General features: G+C 70.7%; 12 protein-coding genes. 4 read left to right on the top strand and 8 right to left on the bottom strand.

The genetic code is table 11. From position 1 onward, the window contains the following. Positions 1–52: 52 nt before the first annotated feature. On the top strand, positions 53–664 hold the full coding sequence (locus ACIQU3_RS00455; protein WP_403922893.1) for a DUF3592 domain-containing protein: 612 nt from the start codon (positions 53–55) through the stop codon (positions 662–664). Between the two features lie 68 nt (positions 665–732). Here ACIQU3_RS00455 and ACIQU3_RS00450 read toward each other — a convergent pair whose 3' ends face one another. Together ACIQU3_RS00450 and ACIQU3_RS00445 are read right to left on the bottom strand one after the other, a co-directional pair. Then, positions 733–5,214: an FtsK/SpoIIIE domain-containing protein gene (locus ACIQU3_RS00450; protein WP_403922891.1), complete on the bottom strand. Its 4,482-nt coding sequence runs from the start codon at positions 5,212–5,214 to the stop codon at positions 733–735. 98 nt (positions 5,215–5,312) lie between these two features. Next, a complete protein-coding gene (locus tag ACIQU3_RS00445; protein WP_403922889.1) occupies positions 5,313–7,706 on the bottom strand; it encodes a serine/threonine-protein kinase in 2,394 nt (797 codons plus the stop codon). 212 nt (positions 7,707–7,918) lie between these two features. Here ACIQU3_RS00445 and ACIQU3_RS00440 point away from each other — a divergent pair, with 212 nt between their 5' ends. Continuing rightward, on the top strand, positions 7,919–8,494 hold the full coding sequence (locus ACIQU3_RS00440; RefSeq protein ID WP_403922888.1) for a hypothetical protein: 576 nt from the start codon (positions 7,919–7,921) through the stop codon (positions 8,492–8,494). On the opposite strand, the gene ACIQU3_RS00435 is transcribed toward ACIQU3_RS00440, so the two are convergent. Then, positions 8,409–10,124 carry a serine/threonine-protein kinase gene (locus ACIQU3_RS00435; protein ID WP_403723961.1) on the bottom strand — a complete coding sequence of 572 codons (1,716 nt, stop codon included), beginning with the start codon at positions 10,122–10,124 and terminating at the stop codon, positions 8,409–8,411. The genes ACIQU3_RS00440 and ACIQU3_RS00435 overlap by 86 nt on opposite strands. A gap of 216 nt (positions 10,125–10,340) precedes the next feature. Further along, positions 10,341–11,189, bottom strand: coding sequence for a menaquinone biosynthetic enzyme MqnA/MqnD family protein (locus ACIQU3_RS00430; protein WP_403922886.1), 849 nt, complete (start codon positions 11,187–11,189; stop codon positions 10,341–10,343). A 344-nt stretch (positions 11,190–11,533) separates the two neighbouring features. Between ACIQU3_RS00430 and ACIQU3_RS00425 the strand changes: the two genes are divergently transcribed. Both ACIQU3_RS00425 and ACIQU3_RS00420 read left to right on the top strand, forming a co-directional pair. Next, positions 11,534–11,737, top strand: a complete 204-nt coding sequence (locus ACIQU3_RS00425) for a cold-shock protein (RefSeq protein WP_003992177.1) — start codon at positions 11,534–11,536, stop codon at positions 11,735–11,737. A 190-nt stretch (positions 11,738–11,927) separates the two neighbouring features. Next, positions 11,928–12,602 carry a class I SAM-dependent methyltransferase gene (locus ACIQU3_RS00420; RefSeq protein WP_403723956.1) on the top strand — a complete coding sequence of 225 codons (675 nt, stop codon included), beginning with the start codon at positions 11,928–11,930 and terminating at the stop codon, positions 12,600–12,602. A 409-nt stretch (positions 12,603–13,011) separates the two neighbouring features. Here ACIQU3_RS00420 and kstD read toward each other — a convergent pair whose 3' ends face one another. The 4 genes from kstD to ACIQU3_RS00400 form a co-directional block, all read right to left on the bottom strand. After that, complete coding sequence (gene kstD / locus ACIQU3_RS00415) at positions 13,012–14,793, bottom strand: 3-oxosteroid 1-dehydrogenase (RefSeq protein WP_403723953.1); 1,782 nt, start codon at positions 14,791–14,793, stop codon at positions 13,012–13,014. A 173-nt stretch (positions 14,794–14,966) separates the two neighbouring features. Then, positions 14,967–16,088 carry a sugar ABC transporter substrate-binding protein gene (locus ACIQU3_RS00410; RefSeq protein ID WP_403723950.1) on the bottom strand — a complete coding sequence of 374 codons (1,122 nt, stop codon included), beginning with the start codon at positions 16,086–16,088 and terminating at the stop codon, positions 14,967–14,969. A 105-nt stretch (positions 16,089–16,193) separates the two neighbouring features. Further along, positions 16,194–18,113 carry an AMP-dependent synthetase/ligase gene (locus ACIQU3_RS00405; RefSeq protein WP_403922884.1) on the bottom strand — a complete coding sequence of 640 codons (1,920 nt, stop codon included), beginning with the start codon at positions 18,111–18,113 and terminating at the stop codon, positions 16,194–16,196. A 241-nt stretch (positions 18,114–18,354) separates the two neighbouring features. Then, complete coding sequence (locus tag ACIQU3_RS00400) at positions 18,355–19,644, bottom strand: acetyl-CoA C-acetyltransferase (protein ID WP_403922882.1); 1,290 nt, start codon at positions 19,642–19,644, stop codon at positions 18,355–18,357. Positions 19,645–19,861 lie beyond the last annotated feature (217 nt).

Here is a 19,861-nt window from a genome sequence, read left to right as displayed (position 1 = left end):
ATCAAATGTAAAGAACACCGTGAGCGGATGGTTCTCATAGGATTGCAAGAGCATGACTAAGAATAGGAAGAAGCGCCCTGCGGGGCAGTATCAGCTTCCGCCTCACGTCAGAAGAGCACGTCAGGACGTCGCCAGGGCAAAGGCGTGGAAGCCGCGGCCTCCACTCCCCCGACTCCGGTTGATACTCTGCACGTTCGGCCTGTTCCTGCTGTGCGTCGGAATGGTCCTCAGCTTGGTGCTTCCATCGCATTTCCTGGTACAGGAACTGCGTTCTCGCGGGGTGAGCGCCGCTGCTACGGTCGTAGGTGTCGACTCAAAGCCGAAGTACGTGAAGGTCCGTCTCGTGAGCAGCCCCCAGGCGGGCACCGAGGTCGAGCTCTGGGATTACGCCGGAATGTTTCCCGAGACACAAACCGGCGCTTCCATGATCGTCACATACGACCCCGAGGATCCCTCCCGCATCCTCACTCAGGGTTGGGTGAAGGACCCGCCGCCGAACCTGCCGGCGTACGGCACAGCGGCTATCGCCGCTTTCTTCCTGTTGGGAACAGTGGCACTGGTGTTCCGTCGCCGTTGGATTCTACGAAAATGGCCCTCGGACGTCTCCGCTGCCGGTTCAGCGAAGGCGCACGGCTCCAAATCCGTCCGTCTCACCAAGCCCTGAACGGCGGCACCAGCACTGCGGGGCCTCGCCGGAAAGCGAGGCCTCGCAGTTTCGTCACTGATTCGCGGTCAGCCGTTCATCACAGCCTGCACAGGCACAAACGCCCCCCCGGCCACGAACAACCCACTGCCCGCTGCCCCGCCGCCGCTGTTCGCAGGCAGTCGGAGGCCAAACAGTTCGCCGTCCGAGGAGCTTTGCGGTGTCAGGAGCATGCCGTTGCGCGACTTGCGGGCCTCGACTGCGAAGCCTCTGTACTGGCTGGACAGCGAGTCCGTCGTGCCGGCGGCGAGCAGGCCCACGCCACCGTCGGCTCCCTGACGGATGACACCTTCCAGCGGCTCGTCCAGCGACGTGTCGTAGAGGAGTTCTGCGTCGTCGACCACAACGACGTACGGCCGTTGGTCGAGTTGGTCCTGCAGTTCCTCCAAGTCGTCACTGGAGCTCTCCGCATTGAGTACGCCGAGCACCCCTTCGCGCCCCTCGAGGTCCCGCAGTGGAGACCGGCGAGGTGTGACGACCACCAGAGGCGTACCTGCTCGCAGAAGCGACTCGGCAGCGCACAGCAGTGCCGTGGAACGGCCGGACTTCGGCGGGCCCGCGATGACGAAGCCGGGGCCGTTCTCCTCCAGGTCGATACCGATGGGATGCAGTTCGTCGCCGCCCACTGCGAGCAATGCCCACAGAGGCGACGGCGGGACGAAGTCCGGGTCCAGAGCCATTGCCTCCGACGCCGTGATGCGCGACGGAAGGGCATCGACCCGCAGAGGACGGCGGCCTGCCGGGACGCGGCCGTAGCGGGTGCGCGCCTCTTCCGCGATCTCTCGGAGCGCACGCACCTGGGCCTGGCCGGCAGGGTCCTGCGCCAACAGCCCGATCTGGGTCTCGTCCACGCCTGTGTCCGTGATGCGCAGGGCGCGTCCCGGCGGCATGTTCTTCGGGATCTCGCGGGCCTGCAGACCCGCGGTGGAGTAGTCGTTCGGGTCGGCGAAGCGCATGACGAGACGGTCGGAGAAGGCCGAGGAGACGTGACCGCTGAGGCCGCTGCGGTCGGCCGTCATGACGACCTTCAGACCCGCTGCCGAACCCTCGCGGAAGAGTCTCTGGGCCGCTTCCAGCAGCTGACCGTAATTGTAGTTCTCGAAGGTCGACGCGAAGCCTTCCCAGCTGTCCAGCAACAGCACCATCCAGGGCAGGCGATCTTCGGGACCAGCGCCAGCGCGCTGTTCCGCCGCGCTCGACGCACCCTCCATGGCCAGCAACTGCTGTCGACGGGCGACCTCCACCTGCAAGCGCTGGATCAGGCGGCGGGCCCGGTCCGGCTCGTCGCGGGTCACGACAGCGCCCACGTGAGGCAGACGCACCAGCGGCAGTAGGGCGTTGGAGCCGCAGTCGATGCCGTAGACGTGCACGTCGAGGGGGGAAGTGTTGCGGGCCAGGGAGCCGGCGAGGGTACGAAGAGCCGTCGAGCGACCGGAGCGGGCGCCGCCGAGCAGCAGGGTGTGCTCGCCGTGCACAAGGTCCAGGGACACGGGCACGCGGCTCTGCTTCGCCGGCAGGTCGACCAGACCGTACGGGATCGGAGCCACGTCGTCGGCCGGGGCAGCCGGTGCAACGCCGTAGGCAGACAGTTCGTCGAGCGTGACGGATTCCGCCAGCGGCGGCAGCCACGGGCTGCGCTGCTCACCGAAGCCCATCCGCTCCGCTCCTTCGCGTACCGCGTCCACCAGCACGGCCAGGTCCGTGACCATCGTGCCGTCGTCCTCGGCCTCGTCCCGCTTGGGCAGCGGGCGGGCGTAGGCGTTCCAGGGCAACGGGATCAGCGTGGCCTTCGGGCCCGTCTGGCCCGTGGCGGGGCGGCGGCCACCGATGCGGGCCGACTGCACGCCGACCAGGGACTGAGCACCCGAGCGGACATACATACGACCTGGCGTGGACTTGGCGATCGCGCCCGAGTCCGGAGCGTCGATGACGTCCATCGACTCGGCGGCGTCCGTCACACGCAGGGCGATGCGGAGGTTGGTGTTGGCGCGGATGTCCGCGCTCACCACACCCGCCGGGCGCTGGGTCGCGAGAATCAGGTGCACGCCGAGCGAACGGCCCCGGCGTGCGATGTCGACCAGTCCCGCGATGAAGTCGGGCAGCTCGGCGACCAGGGACGCGAACTCGTCGATCACCAGCACCAGCCGCGGCATTGGCTCCAGTTCAGGGCGGAGCTTGCGGGTGTCGTTGTAGTCCTCGATGTCCTTGGCGGCGGCGTCGAAGAGGATCCGTTCCCGGCGGTGCAGCTCGGCCGCGAGAGAGGCGAGGGCCCGCTCGGTCAGGTGGGCGTCGAGGTCGCTGACCATGCCGACGGTGTGCGGCAGGCGAGCGCAGTCCATGAACGCACTGCCTCCCTTGTAGTCGATGAGAACGTAGTTCAGGGCATCGGGGCGGTTAGCCACCGCAAGGGAGGCGATGATCGTCTGCAGCAGCTCCGATTTGCCGGCACCCGTTGTACCGGCGACCAGCGCGTGCGGACCGTCACGGCGGATGTCCAGGACGAACGCGCCGTCGGCGGCGAGTCCGATGGGTGCGGCCGTGGTCGAGCCACCCGCCTGCCAGATGCGTTCCACGTCGGTGCCCGCCGGGTTGGGCATATTCAGCAGGTTCAGCAACCGGGCCGAGGTGGGCAGCGCGGAATCGGCGTCGTCGCGACTGACATCGCGGACGGGGGCGAGGCTGCGGGCCAGGAGTTCGCACCATTCGTACGGCACCTGGTCGGCCAGGACATCGCCGACCGCCTCGAGGCCGTAGCCGCGCACCCGGACGTGGTGGGCCGCGTCCGGTGACCAGGCCACGACGGCCTTGCATTCCTCGGGGAGCAGCCGCTCGTCCTCGTCGATGCACAGGGCGAAGATGCCGTACTGCGGCCCCTCGGTGAGGAGTTGGGGGACGCCCGGTACCCTGCGCAGCAGCCGTGCTCCGTCCAGGATCAGGAGGACGTTGGCGTCCGGATACAGCTGGCCCGTCATGTTGTGCTGCTCGCGGGCCGCCTTGCGTCGAGCCAGTTCGTTGAGCAGTTCGTTGACCCTGCGGCTGATGCCCTCCGAGTCGAAACCGACCAGGGCGACGCAGTCCTGTCCCTCGTCGGGGTTGGTGTGCGGCAGCCAGTGCGCCCAGTGCCATTCGGCGCCGGCAGCAGGCGTGGCGGCCAGGGAGACCAGTGACAGGTCGCGGGGGCTGTGCAGCACGGCGGCCTGCACGCTGAGCCAGCGCGCGGTGGCGAGGGCACGGGCGCGGTCGCCCGCGATGCCGACCACGCCGAGCCGGGCGAAGGGCAGGGTGACGGGGACGTCGGGAAGGACCGGGGGCTCCGGTGGCTCCTCGTCGTGGGCCGAGCCGCCACGCGCGAAGACGAGTTCCACGTCGGAGGGCAGTGCGCCGAGCCCGATGCGCAGTTGCATCGCGTCCGGGTCGGTGAGCCGGCGCTCCCAGAGGCGGCGGCGGGGTCCGGTCGCGAAGAGCAGGACCTCTGCCGGGTCGGGGTTGTCCTCGCGGCGGGCGCGCTGTTCTTCCTTGCTGAGGGTGACGAGTTCGGACTCGTAGGCCGCGAGGTCCTTCTTGTACTGCTTGAGGGACGTCTTGTGCTTCTTCTTCCCCTCGCGGTTCTCACTGATCCACTGGCCCAGCATCATGAGCGGGCTCATCAGGCAGAACAGCAGCATGTAGATCTGCTTGGTGAAGAAGTACATGGCCAGCCCGAACAGCATGGGCATGAACGCCATGATGAACTGGAAACGAGCCCGCTCGCTCTTGCTGGGCGGTACCGGCACGGCCAGCCGCCGCCGAGGCCGCAGCGGGGACAGACGAGGGGGGCGGTTGTAGGCGAGACCGCCTTCGCTCATCAGGGACAGATGTGCGTCCGGCTCGGCCACCTTGTCGAGGACCAGCAGCGAGTCGCCCACCCCTACGACACCGCCAAGCGGCCAGGGAGTCCCGGCCGTCACCGCGTCGTCGTTCAGCCGGACACCGGCGGCGGCCTGCTCCGGGGTGAGAGTGACGTTGCCCTTGAGGTCGATGGTCAGGCGGAGGGCGACCGCCGGCAGTGAGGCGTCAGGCAGGGGGAGCGAACAGGTCGGTGCCGATCCGGCAGTTGCCGCGCCGACGCCCAACCGGACCACGCGCCCCGAGCCGGGACCGCCCGCCACACGGAGTTCGTACTGCCCGACCGGCTCGCCCTTGCGCAGCAGCGGGCCTATCGAGGGGTCGACGGAGATGCGCATGCCGTCCCGCAGGACCCCGGGTGCCGGTGCCGCGGGATCGCACAGCTCACCGTCTGCCCACAGCACCGGTGCCCCGGCCACCGCTGTTCCGTACCCGGGCAGCGAAGCCAGTGAGGTCCCAGGCATGGCCACGACGTTCCCCGGCCCGGCACCCCGCGGGTCGACGCCTTGTCCGGCGGCCTGCGCCAACACCTCCGCTACGTCTCCTGCCGTGGCTGTGTCGTCGGTGTTGACGACGACGTCCTCCGGCTCACCGCCTTCGCGTACGACCGTGACCAGCACCCGCATGATGGTCGTCCTCCCCGTCGGCCCCTGTGGCCACGTTCGTTAACTTCAGCTAACGGAGACTATGGCAGTCCCCGGATTCGCGCCCCGGCGCCCCGGCCTCACACCGCCGGCATCGCGTAGATCTCGGGTCCGTTCGTCACCAACAGTCGGTTTCCTGCCGGGGCGATCTGCCAGGGGGCGCCGGAGTCCTTGTCGTCCGTCCAGGTCCAGCGCACCGTGCCGGTCTTGGCCTCGAGAGCGATGACGCCCCCGGACAGGGGCCCGGCGGCGCAGTACAGCGTCGTGCCGACCCTCACGAACGTCCCCGGCCCGCCACGGTTCTGGTCCTCGCAGAGCCAGATCCGCCGGTGCGTCTTCACGTCTACGGCCCAGATGCCGCGGTCGTAGTCACTGACATAGAGCACACCGTCGATGAAAGCCGGGTTGTTGAAGCCGCGGCGGCCCTCTGGGGAGAGAGTCCAGCGGGTGCGGCCGGTCTCCGCGTCGACCGCTGTCAGCTTCTCGCCGGGCAGGAATACGAAGCCGTTCGCGACCGTGGGCTGCCAGGCCCAGTCGTCGCCGATCTTCTGCGTCCACAACTGGTCGCCGGTCGCGGTGTCACGCACGGTGAGATTGTGGTTGGAGTCCGCGTAGACGAGGTACTTGCCGGAGACGGCGCCTTGGACGTCGTAGTCCCTCGTGCCCCAGTCGCGGTGCTGCACCCACACCTTCTTCCCGGTGCTGTGGCTGATCGCGGCGATGGCGGTGCGGTAGTCGGTGGCGCTCCGGGCTTGTGCGTAGTCGGTTGCCGTGACGTACACGTTCTTGTCGTCGATGGCGATGGTGCTCTCGATGCCGAGTTTCTTGCCGAGACGGCTGCGCCACACCTCGTCGCCGGTCTTCACGTCACGCGCGACGAGGACTCCCTCGACGCCGCTGTCGGTGAGGAACACCTTGCCGTCATGGAACAGAAGCGGAGAACCGGGAGCGCAGACGTCGGGCTTCGACCAGCGGGCGTCACCGGTCTTCACGTCGTATGCCACCAGAGGGTCGCCGCTGATCAGGAGCAGGCCGTCATGGATGAGGAGCGGTACGTCGGTGGTGGTGCTGTCTTCCGCCGCTGTCTCGTGCCACAGGGGTTGGGGGGCGACTCCCGCCGGCGGGGTGGTGAAGTTCTCCTCGACGGGCCGGGCGGAGCCGGCGCCGTTCGTACCGGTCGCCCCATCCGTGGAGTCGTCGTTCCGGCCGAGCCACCAGGCGGCGCCACCGCCCGCCAGTGCCACGGCGGCACCGCCGAGCGCGAGACCGAGGACACGGCGGCGGGAGTGGGGGGTGGAAGTGGTGGCAATGGTGGAGGCCGGCCCCGAGACGCCGGGGTGTCCTTGGGCACCGTGGCCCGGCGGGGGCGTCCCGTATACGGGGGCGGGAAGGCCACCCGGCGGACTGGTGAAGCTGGGGACCGGTGTTCCCTGGGCGGCAGCCGCGGGAGCACCGCCGTATCCCGGAGCCTGCGGATACCCGTAGCCCGGGGTTGGTGTGCCCGGTGGCTGCGGTGGCCCAGCCGTCATCGCCGGTGCGGGCCCGAAGGACGCGACGGCCGTGGGCTGCGGCTGCTGCGGTGCCTCCAGGTCCAGGATGCCGGCCGCATGCGTGGCGATCGTCGAGGCCACGGCCGACGGCAGCCAGTCGCTGAGGACGCCCTCGACCCCTTGGGGGGCGAGCGCCGCCACGATGTCGGCCGGTGCCGGCCGTTGCGCCGGGTCCTTCGCGAGGCATGCGCGGATCAGGCCCAGGAGTTGCTGCGGTACGCCCTCGACGTCGGGTTCACCGTGCACGACCTGATACAGCAACGAGGCATGCGAGACGGTTCCATGGCCGAAGGTGCCCCGGCCGGTCGCGGCGAACGCGAGTACGGCGCCCAACGAGAAGACATCACTTGCCGTACCGATGTTCTCGTCCAGCGCCTGCTCCGGTGACATGTAGCCGGGAGAGCCGACCACGACTCCCGTCTGTGTCATACGGTTTCCGTCCACTGCCCGCGCGATGCCGAAGTCGATGACGCGCGGACCGTCCGCCGCCAGCAGGACGTTCGACGGCTTCATGTCACGGTGGATCAGCCCTGCCGCGTGCACCTCCTGAAGGGCGGCGGCGAGACCGGCGGCCAGCGCCCGGACGGTGTGCTCCGGCAGCGCGCCGTGAGCGGCCACCACGTCCGTCAGGTCCGGGCCGAGCACGTACGACGTCGCCAGCCAGGGCAGGGGCGCGTCCGGGTCGGCGTCCACGACCGGGGCGGTGAAGCGGCCGGAGACCGCCTTGGCTATCTCGACTTCATGCCGGAAGCGGTCGCGGAAATCGTCGTCCGCGGCGAGGTCCGGACGTACGACCTTCACTGCCACGGTGCGACCACCGGGCGAACGGGCAAGGTAGACACGGCCCATGCCGCCGGCCCCAAGTCTTCGTAGAAACCGATAGGTGCCCAACTCCACTGGATCGTCAGGCTGCAGGGTCTCCATGGTGGACCTTTCCGGCACTACGCCCTGATGTGGCGTGTCAATCGTGTCTGATGGTGTTCGCTATCGCAGACACAGTAGTGAGCGCCTGAAACAGCGTGAGGGTAGGGGCCATGAGCGGAAGTTCGGCGAAGCCGAAGCGGAGGAAGGCGGTCGGGCCTGCCTTGCAGTACGAGCACAGACCGGGGCGTTCGCGTCCGTCTGCTCTTCACCGGGTGAAGCTCAGTGCCGGTGAGCGCCTGTTCGGCTGGATGGTGCTCCCTGGCTTCGTCCTCCTCCTCATGCCGCTGGTCCTCTTCGACATGTACTGGGGCCACGGGCTCTGGGGCGACTTCGCTCCCGTATGGCCCGGCGGTGTGTATGCCTTCGCGGGCACGGTCGGCTTCCTGGTGCCGCTGGTCTTCCTGGCCTGGGTGGCGCCGCTGACCAGGATGAACTGGAAGAAGAGCAAGGCGCGTTCGCTGGCTTGGGCGGCCGCTTCACTGCCGGGGCTGACGGCGGGGTACCTGGTCGTCGGGGTGATCGAGACGGCCGTACGGCCCAAGCGGCGCCGTAACTGGGACGGTGACTGCTTCAGCGAGGGCGGCCCCTGCTGGGTACACGTGCACTACCCGTGGCTGTGGGTCGTCGGCCTTGTCGCCACACTTGCCTCGGCCGCACTGCTGATCACCCTGCTGGTCAAGCTGAGCCGCCGGGCCGCCCCGGCTACCCCACCTTCGACATCCGAGCCCGAGGCCGTCCCGACTCCTCGCTCTCCGACCGGTACTGCAGGTCGTCGCCCAGCGGCTTGAGGTGGACCGTCGTCTTCGCGGGGTTGCAGCCGCTGTGGTTGGTCCTCGCGCCGACCGACGTCGCGATGAGTTCCTGCTTCGTCACCTGCTTCAGGGTGAGTACGTCCACGCAGACGCCGCCGATCGGGTCGGTCTGGCGGAGCTTGCCCAACTCCTGTCCGACAGCGGCCCGTTCGACCGTGATGCGGAACGTGCCGAGGGGGAGCCTGCCGTCGAGGGCGATGCCCTGGCCCTCCCAGATGCCGAGGTACGCGGCGGGCACCGCACCCGCGGCGGGGGCCGAGCTCGCGGTCGCCGCCGGGGGCGAGTCGGAGCCGCTGCTCGAGTCCGCGTCGTCCTGGCCGCCGCCCCGGCCCGGCAGCAGGTCGAACACGAACACCGATCCGATCGTCACGGCCGCCATCGCCCCCGCGACCGCCAGTGCCACGGAGCAGCTCAGCCTGCGTACCCGCCCCCCGCCCTCGCCGTCCGGCGTGGACGTCGCCGCGACGGAGACGGTGACCCGACCGGGGTGACGCCCGGAGGCCGGGGCGGTGTCCTGCGGGTGGTCGCCGCCGTCCCGGGGTTCGGGTACGGCGGCGGGGGCAGGGGGCTGCGCCCCTGGCACGGACGGGGACATCACCGGTGGTGGTCCGAAGACGCCCAGCCCCTCACCTCCGGTCGTTTCCGGGGCCGTCACCGACGGGCTGCTGAATTCGACCGGCCCGGAAAGGCCGGCCCCGGCCCCCGCCCCCGTCGCCTCCAGGTTCAGCAGCTGCACCGCGCTGCGGCTCACCTGCTCCACCAGCGCCCCGGGCAGCCACCCGCCCGTCACCAGCCGGGCCGCGCCCTCGGGGGCCAGGCGGCGGGCCAGTTCCGCGGGGGCGGGGCGGGCGCCCGGGTCCTTCGCGAGGCAGGCCGCGGTCAGGCTCCGCAACTCGCCGTCGAGCAATCCGAGTTCCGGTTCCTCGTGGACGACCTTGTAGAGCAGGGCGGCGGAGGAGTCGCCGGGGAAGGGCGGCTCTCCGGTCGCCGCGTACGCGAGGACCGCGCCCAGCGAGAAAACGTCGGCCGCACCCGTGACGCCCTTGCCCAGGATCTGCTCGGGTGACATGTAGCCGGGTGAGCCGATGGACACGCCGGTGGAGGTGAGGGACGCCGTGCCGTCGGTGGCCCGGGCGATCCCGAAGTCGATCAGCAGGGGGCCGTCGAGGGTCAGCAGGACGTTCGACGGCTTCACGTCCCGGTGCACCAGCCCCAGCTCGTGCACCGCGGCCAGCGCCTCGGCGAGTCCCGCCCCGAGGGCCCGGACCGTGTGGGCCGGCAGGGGGCCGCCGTCGGCGACGGCCGAGGACAGGGACGGGCCGGCCGCGTACGCCGTCGCCACCCACGGCACCCGCGCCCCCGGGTCGGCGTCGAGGACGGGCGCCGTCCAGGCACCGCCCACCCGGCGCGCGGCCTCGACCTCACGCCGGAAACGCGCCCGGAACTCCTCGTCCAGCGCGAAGTGCGGATGCACGATCTTCACGGCGACCGTGCGGCCGCCGGCACTGCGGCCCAGATAGACCCGGCCCATGCCGCCGGAGCCCAGCCGGCCGAGCAGCCGGTAGGGCCCCACGACGGTGGGTTCGTCGACGTCGAGCGGCCGCATGGGCGTCACCCCTCCCCCGTGGGCAGGCGGGGACGGCTCCGGTCCCGGTACACCTGCGCTCCCAGCAGAGTAGTGCGGGGCACCGCCCGCCCGAGTAGTGCGGGGCACGCCCGCCCGAGTAGTGCGGGGCACCGCCCGCCCGAGTAGTGCGGGGCACCGCCCGCCCGAGTAGTGCGGGGCAACGCCCGCCCGAGTAGTGCGAGGGCGCCGCCCGGCTCACGGCTGGAGCAGGTTCACCTTCACGTCCGCCGGGAAGCCGGTCGTCGGGCCGACCCGCCGCGCGAACTCGGCGACCGCCGCCAGCTGCGGGCCGCCGAAGCGGAAGTCGAGGGTCGTGAAGTAACGGGCCAGGGTCCCCTCGTCGAAGGCTTCCCAGCGGGCGGCCTGCTCGGCGACCTTGGCCACCTCCTCCAGGGAGAGGTTGCGAGAGTCGAGGAAGGCCTCGTGCACCCGGCGGGTGATGACCGGCTCGCGCTCCAGGTAGTCGCGACGGGCCGCCCAGACCGCGAAGACGAACGGCAGGCCCGTCCACTCCTTCCAGAGCGTGCCGAGGTCGTGCACGTCCAGGCCGAAGCGCGGCCCGTCGAGCATGTTGGCGCGCAGCGCCGCGTCACCGATGAGGACGGCGGCGTCGGCCTCCCGCATCATCAGGCTCAGGTCGGGCGGGCAGGTGTAGTAGTCCGGCTGGACGCCGTAGCGCTCGGCGAGGAGCAGCTGGGCGAGGCGCACGGAGGTGCGGGAGGTCGAGCCGAGGGCGACGCGGGCGCGGTCCAGCTGGTCGAGGGGGACCTGCGAGACGATCACGCACGACATCACCGGACCGTCGCAGCCGACGGCGATGTCGGGGAAGGCGACCAGGTCGTCCGCGTGCTTGAGGAACTCGACGAGAGTGATCGGACCGATGTCGAGTTCGCCCTGCACCAGCTTCTCGCTGAGCTTCTCGGGGGTGTCCTTGGAGAGCTCGAAGTCGAGGAGCGTGCCCGTTCTCGCGAGCCCCCAGTACAGGGGCAGGCAGTTCAGGAACTGGATGTGGCCGACGCGCGGCCGGGTGCGAGGATTGTCCACATCGTGAGGCTAGCCCTCATGGCGTACGAATCGGCGCGCACCCCCGGGATCGGCCTGCGCGCACCCCCGGGACCGGGGCGTGGCCGCCGATGGAGGCCCGCACCGCCAGTCGGCCGAGGGATGTTCAAACATTCGGGTGACGTGATCTTGACCCCTATTGCATTCCACGGCCTGCGTGCTAGGCTCATCGCAAGTTGCAGTTTGGTTTCCCTTGCAGTACAGAGCCTGCGGAGCATGTGACCGCGGGCTCTCGTCATTCTCAGACATATGCACTTGTGCAGAATTCATCTTCACACTTGCTGGTTCTGGAGCAGGGCAACCCTTTTTGAGCCCAAGGAGGGCTTATGGCTACCGGAACCGTGAAGTGGTTCAACGCCGAAAAGGGCTTTGGTTTCATCGCCCAGGAGGGCGGCGGCCCCGACGTCTTCGTCCACTACTCCGCGATCAACGCGAGCGGCTTCCGCTCGCTCGAGGAGAACCAGCAGGTGTCTTTCGACGTCACGCAGGGTCCGAAGGGCCCGCAGGCTGAGAACGTCACGCCGGTCTGATTTGTAGTACCCAAGGAGCCCCGCGCCGAAAGGCGACGGGGCTCCTGCCCTTTCCGGGCCCTTCCGCATGATGAATTCTCGGCGAATTCCGGCCGTAGGACACCCGTACTCGGCATGACCGTCTTCCACGGTCTCGGTCGGCGCCGGGAGGAGCCGCCCCGGGGGAAGCACCGCGCTAGGGTCTCCGGCCATGACCGAGACCCCCGACTCCGTGACCGAGACCCCCGACTTCGTGACCGAGACCCGCACCTTCTACGACACCGTCGCCGAGGAGTACGCCGTCCGGTTCGGTGATCTGCGCCCGGGGCCGCCCCTGGACCGGGGCGTGCTGCACGGCTTCACGGAGCTCGTGGGTGAGGGCGGCGAGGTCGCCGACCTGGGCTGCGGGCCGGGGCGGGTCACGGCGTACCTCGCGTCCCGGGGGTTGTCGGTGTTCGGCCTCGATCTGTCGGAGTCGATGCTGGCGATCGCCCGGCGCGAGCATCCGGGGCTGCGGTTCGTGCGGGGCTCGATGCTGGAGCTGGACCTGCCGGACGGCTCGCTCGACGGTGTCGTGTCCTGGTACTCGATCATCCACACGCCCGAGGAGCATCTGCCCGCCCTCTTCGCCGGTTTCCACCGCGTGCTGCGGCCCGGCGGCCATCTGCTCCTCGGTTTCCAGTGCGGTGACGAGCCCCGCCGCTACGAGGAGGCCTTCGGCCACGCCGTCCCCCTGACCTTCCTGCGGCGCCGGCCGGAGCAGGTGGCCGGACTGCTGCGTGCCGCCGGGTTCTCCCTGCGCGCCACGACGGTGCGGGAGCCGGACGAGGAACGGGGCGAGCCGGTCGCACAGGCGAGCCTCGTCGCCCGCAAACCGGCGGGGTAGGACGGGCCGCGTAGGACAAGCGGGGTACGCCTGCGGAGTAGGGCGGCGAGGTAGGTGGGCAGTGGGCCTGCGGAGTGACCCGCGGTGGTGGGCCTGCGGAGTAAACCGCGGTGGTGCGCCTGCGGAGTGAAGCGGCGCGGGGTGTCTCCCGAGGAGAACGACCGGGGGCAAGCCGCCCGGCGCCTCGCCGCAGCCCCACGCGCGACGCCCCGGGCGGCCCCGTGACCGGCCCGGATGCCCCCAGGCGCACCGGGACCGGCTCACACCCAGCCCTCGATCACCCCTTCCCACACCTCCACCCCCTCCGCCCCTGCCACCCCTCCCCCGCCACTCCGCTCCACGGCCGGCTCACACACAGCCCCGGAGCCGCCCCCCTCCCCCACCTCCCCCATCCAGCACACAAGAAGCGCTACAGCACCCCCGCCACATCCCTCGCCGCGATGTACCCGAACGTCATCGCCGGGCCGATCGTCGACCCCGCGCCCGCGTAGCTGTGGCCCATCACGGCCGCGCTGGCGTTCCCCGCCGCGTACAGGCCCGGGATCACCGAGCCGTCCTCCCGCAGCACCCGCGCCCGGGCGTCCGTGCGCAGGCCGCCCTTGGTGCCGAGGTCGCCGGGGACGATGCGGAACGCGTGGTACGGGGGGAGCCAGAGGGGTGCCAGGCAGGAGTTGGGGTGGACGGACGGGTCCGTGTAGTAGTGGTCGTAGGCGCTGTCGCCCCGGTGGAAGTCGGGGTCCACGCCTTGGCGCGCCTGGGCGTTGAAGCGGTTCACGCTGGTGCGCAGGGCCGCCGCGGGCACGCCGATCGAGGCCGCGAGCGCGTCCAGGGTCCACTCCTTGTGCGCGGCCCCCGAGGCGTACCAGGAGTCGGGGAAGGGCAGGGTCGGCAGGACGTCCTTGAAGAGGTACCGGTTGCGGTAGTTCTGGTCGACGACGAGCCAGCACGGGATGGCCGGGTCGGTGTCGTGGACGTCGTACATGGTGTGCACGACGTCGCTGTAGGGGGCGGCCTCGTTGACGAAGCGCCTGCCGGAGCCGTTCACCAGCAGCCCGCCGGGCAAGGTGCGTTCGGCGAGGCAGAAGTACGGCTGTCCGGGGACGGGGATCGCCGGGCCCCACCAGGCGTCGTCCATCAGGTCGAGCGCCGCGCCCAGCCGCTCGCCCGCCCGGATGCCGTCGCCGGTGTTCTCCTTCGCGCCGACGGTCCACTCCGTGCCGATGGGCTGCCGCTGGAAGCGCTGCCGCATCGCCGCGTTGTGCTCGAAGCCGCCCGAGCCGACGATCACGCCCCGGCGGGCACGGACCAGGCCCGGGGCGCCGTCGCGGGTGACGACCGCGCCGGTCACCGTGCCGTTCTCGGGGTGCAGGTCCGTCAGGGGCGTGTTCAGCCAGACCGGTACCCCCGCCGAGCGCAGGCCGGCGCGCAGGCCCGCCGCCAGTGCCTGGCCCATCGTCAGGGGCTTCTGGCCGAGCGTCGCCGCCTTCACGCCGCGAGCGAGGCACTGGGCGGCGACGGCCGCGCCCCGTGCGTTCACGGCGGCCAGGGCGATCCATTTGTAGTCGGCGCTGAAGACGACCATGCCGGCGGGCACGTCCATGTACGGCGGGTTGAGGTGCGCCAGTTCGGCGCCCAGGAGGTTGCCGTCGAGCTGGTCCGGTTCGATGGAGCGGCCTCCCGGCAGGCCGCCGGGCAGTTCGGGGTAGTAGTCGCTGTAACCCTCCATCCAGCGGAACCGCAGCGGGCTGTTGGCCATGACGAAGGAGATCATCGGCGGCCCGTGGGTCAGGAAGGCCCGCTGCCGGTCGGCGGGCACGTCCGGGCCGACGACCGCGGCGAGGTAGGCGGCGGCCTTTTCGGGGGTGTCCGGGACCCCGGCGGCGCGGAGCACCGAGTTGTCGGGGATCCAGATCCCGGCGCCCGAGCGGGCGGCCGAGCCGCCGAAGGTCGGGGCCTTCTCCACGACGACGCAGCTCAGTCCCTGGCGGGCCGCCGTCAGCGCCGCGGTCATGCCGGCGGCGCCGGAGCCGATGACGACGACGTCGTACGTGCCGAGCGGGGGTAAGTCGGCCGCCCGGGCGCCCTGGTGGACTCCCGTGGCGACCGCGAGGCCGGCGCCGGCGGCACCGGCCAGCAGTCGTCTTCGGGACGGGGATCCGGCGGTGCCCGGGGTGTCCGTGCGTGTGGTCATGGCCGCTCCAGCCCGGCGAGAACGCGAAAGGGGTGGGGAATGTCGCGCGCGGCCCTTGCGAAGTCAAGACCCGTGCGGCCCCCACCGCGCGACGAGAACCAGCCGGCCTGTCGCAGCACCCCGTGATCCGCCACCGCGCCGTGGCGCCCGCGCGACCCGCACCGCCGTGTCCGCTACTCCAGGCCGATGGCCGCGCAGTCCGCCTTGTACGCGGAGGTGCAGATGTCCTTGACGGTGTACACGCCGTCGGTGATGACCGTCTCCTTGATGTTGTCCTTGGTGAGAGCGACCACCGGGACCAGCATCGCCGGGATGTTCTTCTGCGTCGGGCTGTCGACGGTCTCCCGGGTCAGCGCGGCGAACTCGATCGCCCGGCCCTGGACCTTGGCGACGGCGATCTTCGCGGCGTTGGTCGCCTCCAGCAGGAAGGACTTGTACACGGTCATGTACTGCTCGCCGGACACGACCCGCTGCACCGCGTCGAGGTTGGCGTCCTGGCCGGTGACCGGCGGCATCTTGGAGGCTCCTGCCTCCTGCAGTGCCTCGATGACGGCGCCCGCCATGCCGTCGTTTGCCGAGTAGACGGCGGCGATGTTGTTCAGCCCGGTCTTCTGGATCGCCTTCTTCATGTTGGCCTTGGCGATCGCGGGCTTCCACTCCTTGGTGTCGTACTGCGCGACGATGTCGACCTGGCCCTGCAGTTCGCTGAGAGCGCCGTCCTTGAAACGGGCGGTGTTGGGGTCCCCGGGGTCGCCGTTCATCATGACGACCTTGCTCTTCTGGGCCTTGTCGCCGAGTTCCCCCATGATGGCGCGGCCCTGGACCTGGCCGACGAGTTCGTTGTCGTGCGACACGTAGGCGTCGATGGGGCCCTCGGCGAGCCGGTCGTAGGCGATGACCGGGATGTTCGCGTCCTTCGCCTTCTGCACGTCCTTGGCGACGGCCTTGGAGTTCAGGGCGTCGACGAGGATGACGTCCACCTTGTCGGCGATCATCTTCTGGAACTGCTCGCTCTGTCTGGTCACGCTGGACTCGGCGTTGGCGTAGCGGACCGTGCCCTTGTCCGCCGTGAGGTCGGCGACCTCCTTCTTGATCAGCGGGTAGTCGAACTTCTCGAAGCGTGCCGTTTCCCGGTCGGGCAGCAGCAGGCCCACCGTGATGTCGTTGCCCTTCTTGGCGGCGGCGTCGTCACTCCCGCCGTCGCCACAGGCGGCGAGGGACAGGGCCGATACGGAGACCGCCAGGGCGATGGAGATGCGCCGCACGGCGGCCTGGCGGGTGTTACGCGGTATCACTGGTGTGCCTTCCGATGGGGGAGCATCGTGACGAGATGGTCGAAAGCCAACGGGCAGACGCCGTGCGTCGTCAAGAACCACGTGTGAAGACATCGCAAAGGTGAATCACCGGACGTACAGAGCCTCTACTTCCGTGGCGAACGCGCGCAGCACGGCCTCCCGGCGGAGCTTCATCGACGGGGTCAGATGGCCGGCCTCCTCCGTGAAGTCCTCGGGGAGGACGGCGAAGCGGCGGATGGACTCCGGGCGGGAGACCATCTTGTTGGCCTCGTCGACCGCGCGTTGCAGGACGGCGCGCAGTTCCTCGTCGTCGACGAGGAGCGTGGCGGGCACGGGGTGTTTGCCGTTCATCTGGCGCCAGTGGGTGATGCCGTCCGGGTCGAGGGTGATCAGTGCCGAGACGAAGGGACGGCCGTCGCCCAGGACGAGGCACTGGGAGATCAGCGGGTGCGAGCGCAGCCAGTTCTCCAGCGGGGCGGGGGCGACGGACTTGCCGCCGGCGGTGATGAGCAGTTCCTTCTTGCGGCCGGTGATCGTCAGGTAGCCCTCGTCGTCCAGTTCGCCGAGGTCGCCGGTGGCGAGCCAGCCGTCGGGGGCTGCGGGGACGACACCGCCGGCCTGCGGGTCCCAGTAGCCGCGCAGCACGTGGTCGCCGCCGAGCAGGATCTCCCCGTCGGCGGCGATGCGGACACGGGTGCCGGGCAGTGGCCAGCCGACGGTGCCCAGCCGGGGTTTCAGGGGCGGGGTGACGGTGGTCGCGCCGGTGGTCTCCGTCAGGCCGTAGCCCTCGAAGATCTCGATGCCGGCGCCGGCGTAGAAGGCGGCGAGGCGGTGGCCGAGCGGGGAGCCGCCGCAGATGGCGTAGCGGACCCTGCCGCCCATGGCGTTGCGGATGCGTCGGTAGACCAGGGGGTCGTAGAAGGCCCGGGCGGTCTTCAGGGCGCGGGTGGGGCCGGGGCCGGTGCCGGTCTGCTGCGCCGCCAGGGCCTCCCCGTAGCGCTGCGCGACCGCCACCGCCCGGTCGAAGGACGAGGCCCGGCCGGCGGCCTCGGCTTTGGCGCGGGCCGAGTTGAAGACCTTCTCCAGCATGTACGGGATGGCCAGCAGGCAGGTCGGCCGGAAGCCGGCGAGGTCCGGGAGGAGGTGGTCGGCCTTGAGGTTCGGGGCGTGGCCGAGCCGTACGCGGGCCCGGATGCAGGCGATGGCCACCATGCGGCCGAAGACGTGGGACATCGGCAGGAACAGCAGGACCGAGGCCTCTTCACTGGTCCTGGCCCGGAAGACGGGGTAGAGCAGCTCGATGGCGTTGTCGACCTCGGCGAAGAAGTTGCCGTGGGTGAGGGCGCAGCCCTTGGGGCGGCCGGTGGTGCCCGAGGTGTAGACGAGGGTGGCGAGGGTGTCGGGGCCGAGCATGCCGCGCCGTACCTCGACCTCCTGGTCGGGCAGGTGTGCCCCGGCTTCCGCGAGCCGGTCCACGTGGCCCTTCTCGACGACCCACATGTGCTTGAGGTCGGGCAGGCGTTCCCGCTCGGGGCCGAGGGCGGCGGCCTGCGAGGCGGTCTCGGTGACCAGGGCGACCGCGCCGGAGTCCTGGAGGATCCAGCGGGCCTGGAAGACGGAGGAGGTGGGGTAGACGGGGACGGTGACGAGTCCGGCCGCCCAGGCGGCGAAGTCCAGGACGGTCCACTCGTAGATGGTGCGGGCCATCACGGCGATCCGGTCGCCCGGCACGAGGCCCTCGGCGATCAGGCCCTTCGCCACGGCCCGCACCTGGTCGGCGAAGTGCGCCGCCGTGACGTCGCCCCAGTCGCCCTCGGCGTCCTTGCGGCTGAGTGCCACGGAGTCCGGGTGCGCGCTCGCGTTGTCGAACGGCAGGTCGGCGAGCGACCCGTGGGCCCACGGCGGTGCCAGCGGCGGTACGGAGGCCTCCCGTACCGCCCCGTCCATCCGCCGCACTTCGGGTTCGACGAGCCTCGGTCCCCCGTACGCGTCGCCGTAGGCGGAGGAGGGATACGCAGTGGACACGGGCGGCTCCTGGGGCGTGCAGCGAAGGACTGCTTGCTGCATGACGTACGTGCCTCGCACGCCGAGGCGCTCAACCGGCTCGATCCCCCCTGAGACGTCCGCAAGGGGTTACTGACGGTAGGAACGGGATCGTACGGCGCTGACGTGGCGGCTTTGTGCGGGTTCGGGGATGGTCCGGAGCCAGGCCTGTGCAATCTCGGGGATTACGTGAGCGGCTGTCAGGTACTGCGTGCCGGTGGCCTCAGGCGCGCTCCAGGACGGCCGTCACCCCCTGTCCGCCCGCCGCGCAGACGGAGATCAGCCCGCGGGCGGGGGCGTCCCTTTCGGCGAGGAGCTTGGCCAGGGTGGCGACGATGCGGGCGCCGGTGGCGGCGAAGGGGTGGCCGGTGGCGAGGGACGAGCCGGCGATGTTCAGCCGGGCGCGGTCCACGGTGCCGAGACCCCGCTCCTCCCAGGCGGCGAGCGTCGCCAGCACCTGGGAGGCGAACGCCTCGTGGATCTCGACGAGGTCGAAGTCGTCCAGGGCGAGCCCGGCCCGCTCCAGCATGCGCGGGACCGCGTACGCGGGCGCCATGAGCAGTCCGTCCTCGCCGCCGGCCACGTCACCGCCGACGAAGTCGACGGCCGCCGTCTCGTACGCGGTGAGGTACGCCAGCGGCTCCAGCCCGCGCGCGCGGGCCCACTCCTCGCTCGCCAGCAGCACGGTCGCGGCGCCGTCGGTCAGCGGGGTGGAATTCCCCGCGGTCATGGTGGGGTCGGGGTGGTCGAGCCCGAACACCGGCTTCAGGGAGGCGAGTTTTTCCACCGTCGAGCCGGGGCGCAGGTTCTGGTCGCGGGCCAGGCCGCGGAAGGGCACCACCAGGTCCTGGAAGAAGCCGCGTTCGTACGCCGCCGCCAGCCGCTGGTGACTGGTGGCCGCGAGTTCGTCCTGCGCCTCGCGGGCGATGCCCCGGGCGCGGGCGGTGACGGCCGCGTGTTCTCCCATGGACAGGCCGGTGCGCGGCTCGGCGTTGCGCGGGATGTCGGGGACGAGGTGGCCCGGGCGCACCTTCGCCAGGGCCTTCAGCCGGGCGCCGGGCGACTTCGCCCGGCGGACCTCCAGCAGGATGCGGCGCAGGCGGTCGTTGACGCCGAGGGGCGCGTCGCTGGCGGTGTCGGCGCCGCCCGCGACGGCCGACTCGGTCTGGCCGAGGGCGATCTTGTTGGCGGCGGCGACGACGGCCTGGAGGCCGGTGCCGCAGGCCTGCTGGATGTCGTAGGCGGGGGTGCTCGGGTGGAGGTGCGAGCTTAGGACGGTCTCGCGGGCGAGGTTGAAGTCGCGGGCGTGCTTGAGCACGGCCCCGGCGACGAACTCACCGACGGCGCCCGGCCCCTGGAGCCCGTAGCGCTCGACGAGGCCGTCGAGGGCGGCGGTGAGCATCTGCTGGTTGGAGGCGGTGGCGTAGGGGCCGTCGGAACGGGCGAAGGGGATGCGCGCTCCGCCGATGACCGCCACGCGCCGCACCACCGGGGAAAGCTGCCGGGGACTCATCTCGACCAGCTCATCTCGACCCACTCGACTCGACCTGCTCGACTCGACCCGCTCGACTCGACCTGCTCGACTCGACCTGCTCGACTCGACCTGCTCGACTCGACCTGCTCATCTCGACCGGCCCATCTCGACCTGCTCCTCGCCCGTGACGTAGCCTTACCACCGGTAACCTTACTCCAGAGTAAGCAGGAGTGGGGCGTCAGCGAACCGTCCTCGG

This window comes from Streptomyces sp. NPDC101110 (genome assembly GCF_044759525.1).
GTDB lineage: Bacteria > Actinomycetota > Actinomycetes > Streptomycetales > Streptomycetaceae > Streptomyces.
This window is presented reverse-complemented; position numbering and strand designations above follow the sequence as displayed.

Coding starts and splice junctions, on each gene's coding strand:
- ACIQU3_RS00425 (WP_003992177.1), top strand. CDS start 11,534: ATGGCTACCGGAACCGTGAAGTGGTTCAACGCCGAAAAGGGCTTTGGT.
- ACIQU3_RS00445 (WP_403922889.1), bottom strand. CDS start 7,706: ATGGAGACCCTGCAGCCTGACGATCCAGTGGAGTTGGGCACCTATCGG.
- ACIQU3_RS00400 (WP_403922882.1), bottom strand. CDS start 19,644: ATGAGTCCCCGGCAGCTTTCCCCGGTGGTGCGGCGCGTGGCGGTCATC.
- ACIQU3_RS00455 (WP_403922893.1), top strand. CDS start 53: ATGACTAAGAATAGGAAGAAGCGCCCTGCGGGGCAGTATCAGCTTCCG.
- ACIQU3_RS00450 (WP_403922891.1), bottom strand. CDS start 5,214: ATGCGGGTGCTGGTCACGGTCGTACGCGAAGGCGGTGAGCCGGAGGAC.
- ACIQU3_RS00435 (WP_403723961.1), bottom strand. CDS start 10,124: ATGCGGCCGCTCGACGTCGACGAACCCACCGTCGTGGGGCCCTACCGG.
- ACIQU3_RS00420 (WP_403723956.1), top strand. CDS start 11,928: ATGACCGAGACCCCCGACTCCGTGACCGAGACCCCCGACTTCGTGACC.
- kstD (WP_403723953.1), bottom strand. CDS start 14,793: ATGACCACACGCACGGACACCCCGGGCACCGCCGGATCCCCGTCCCGA.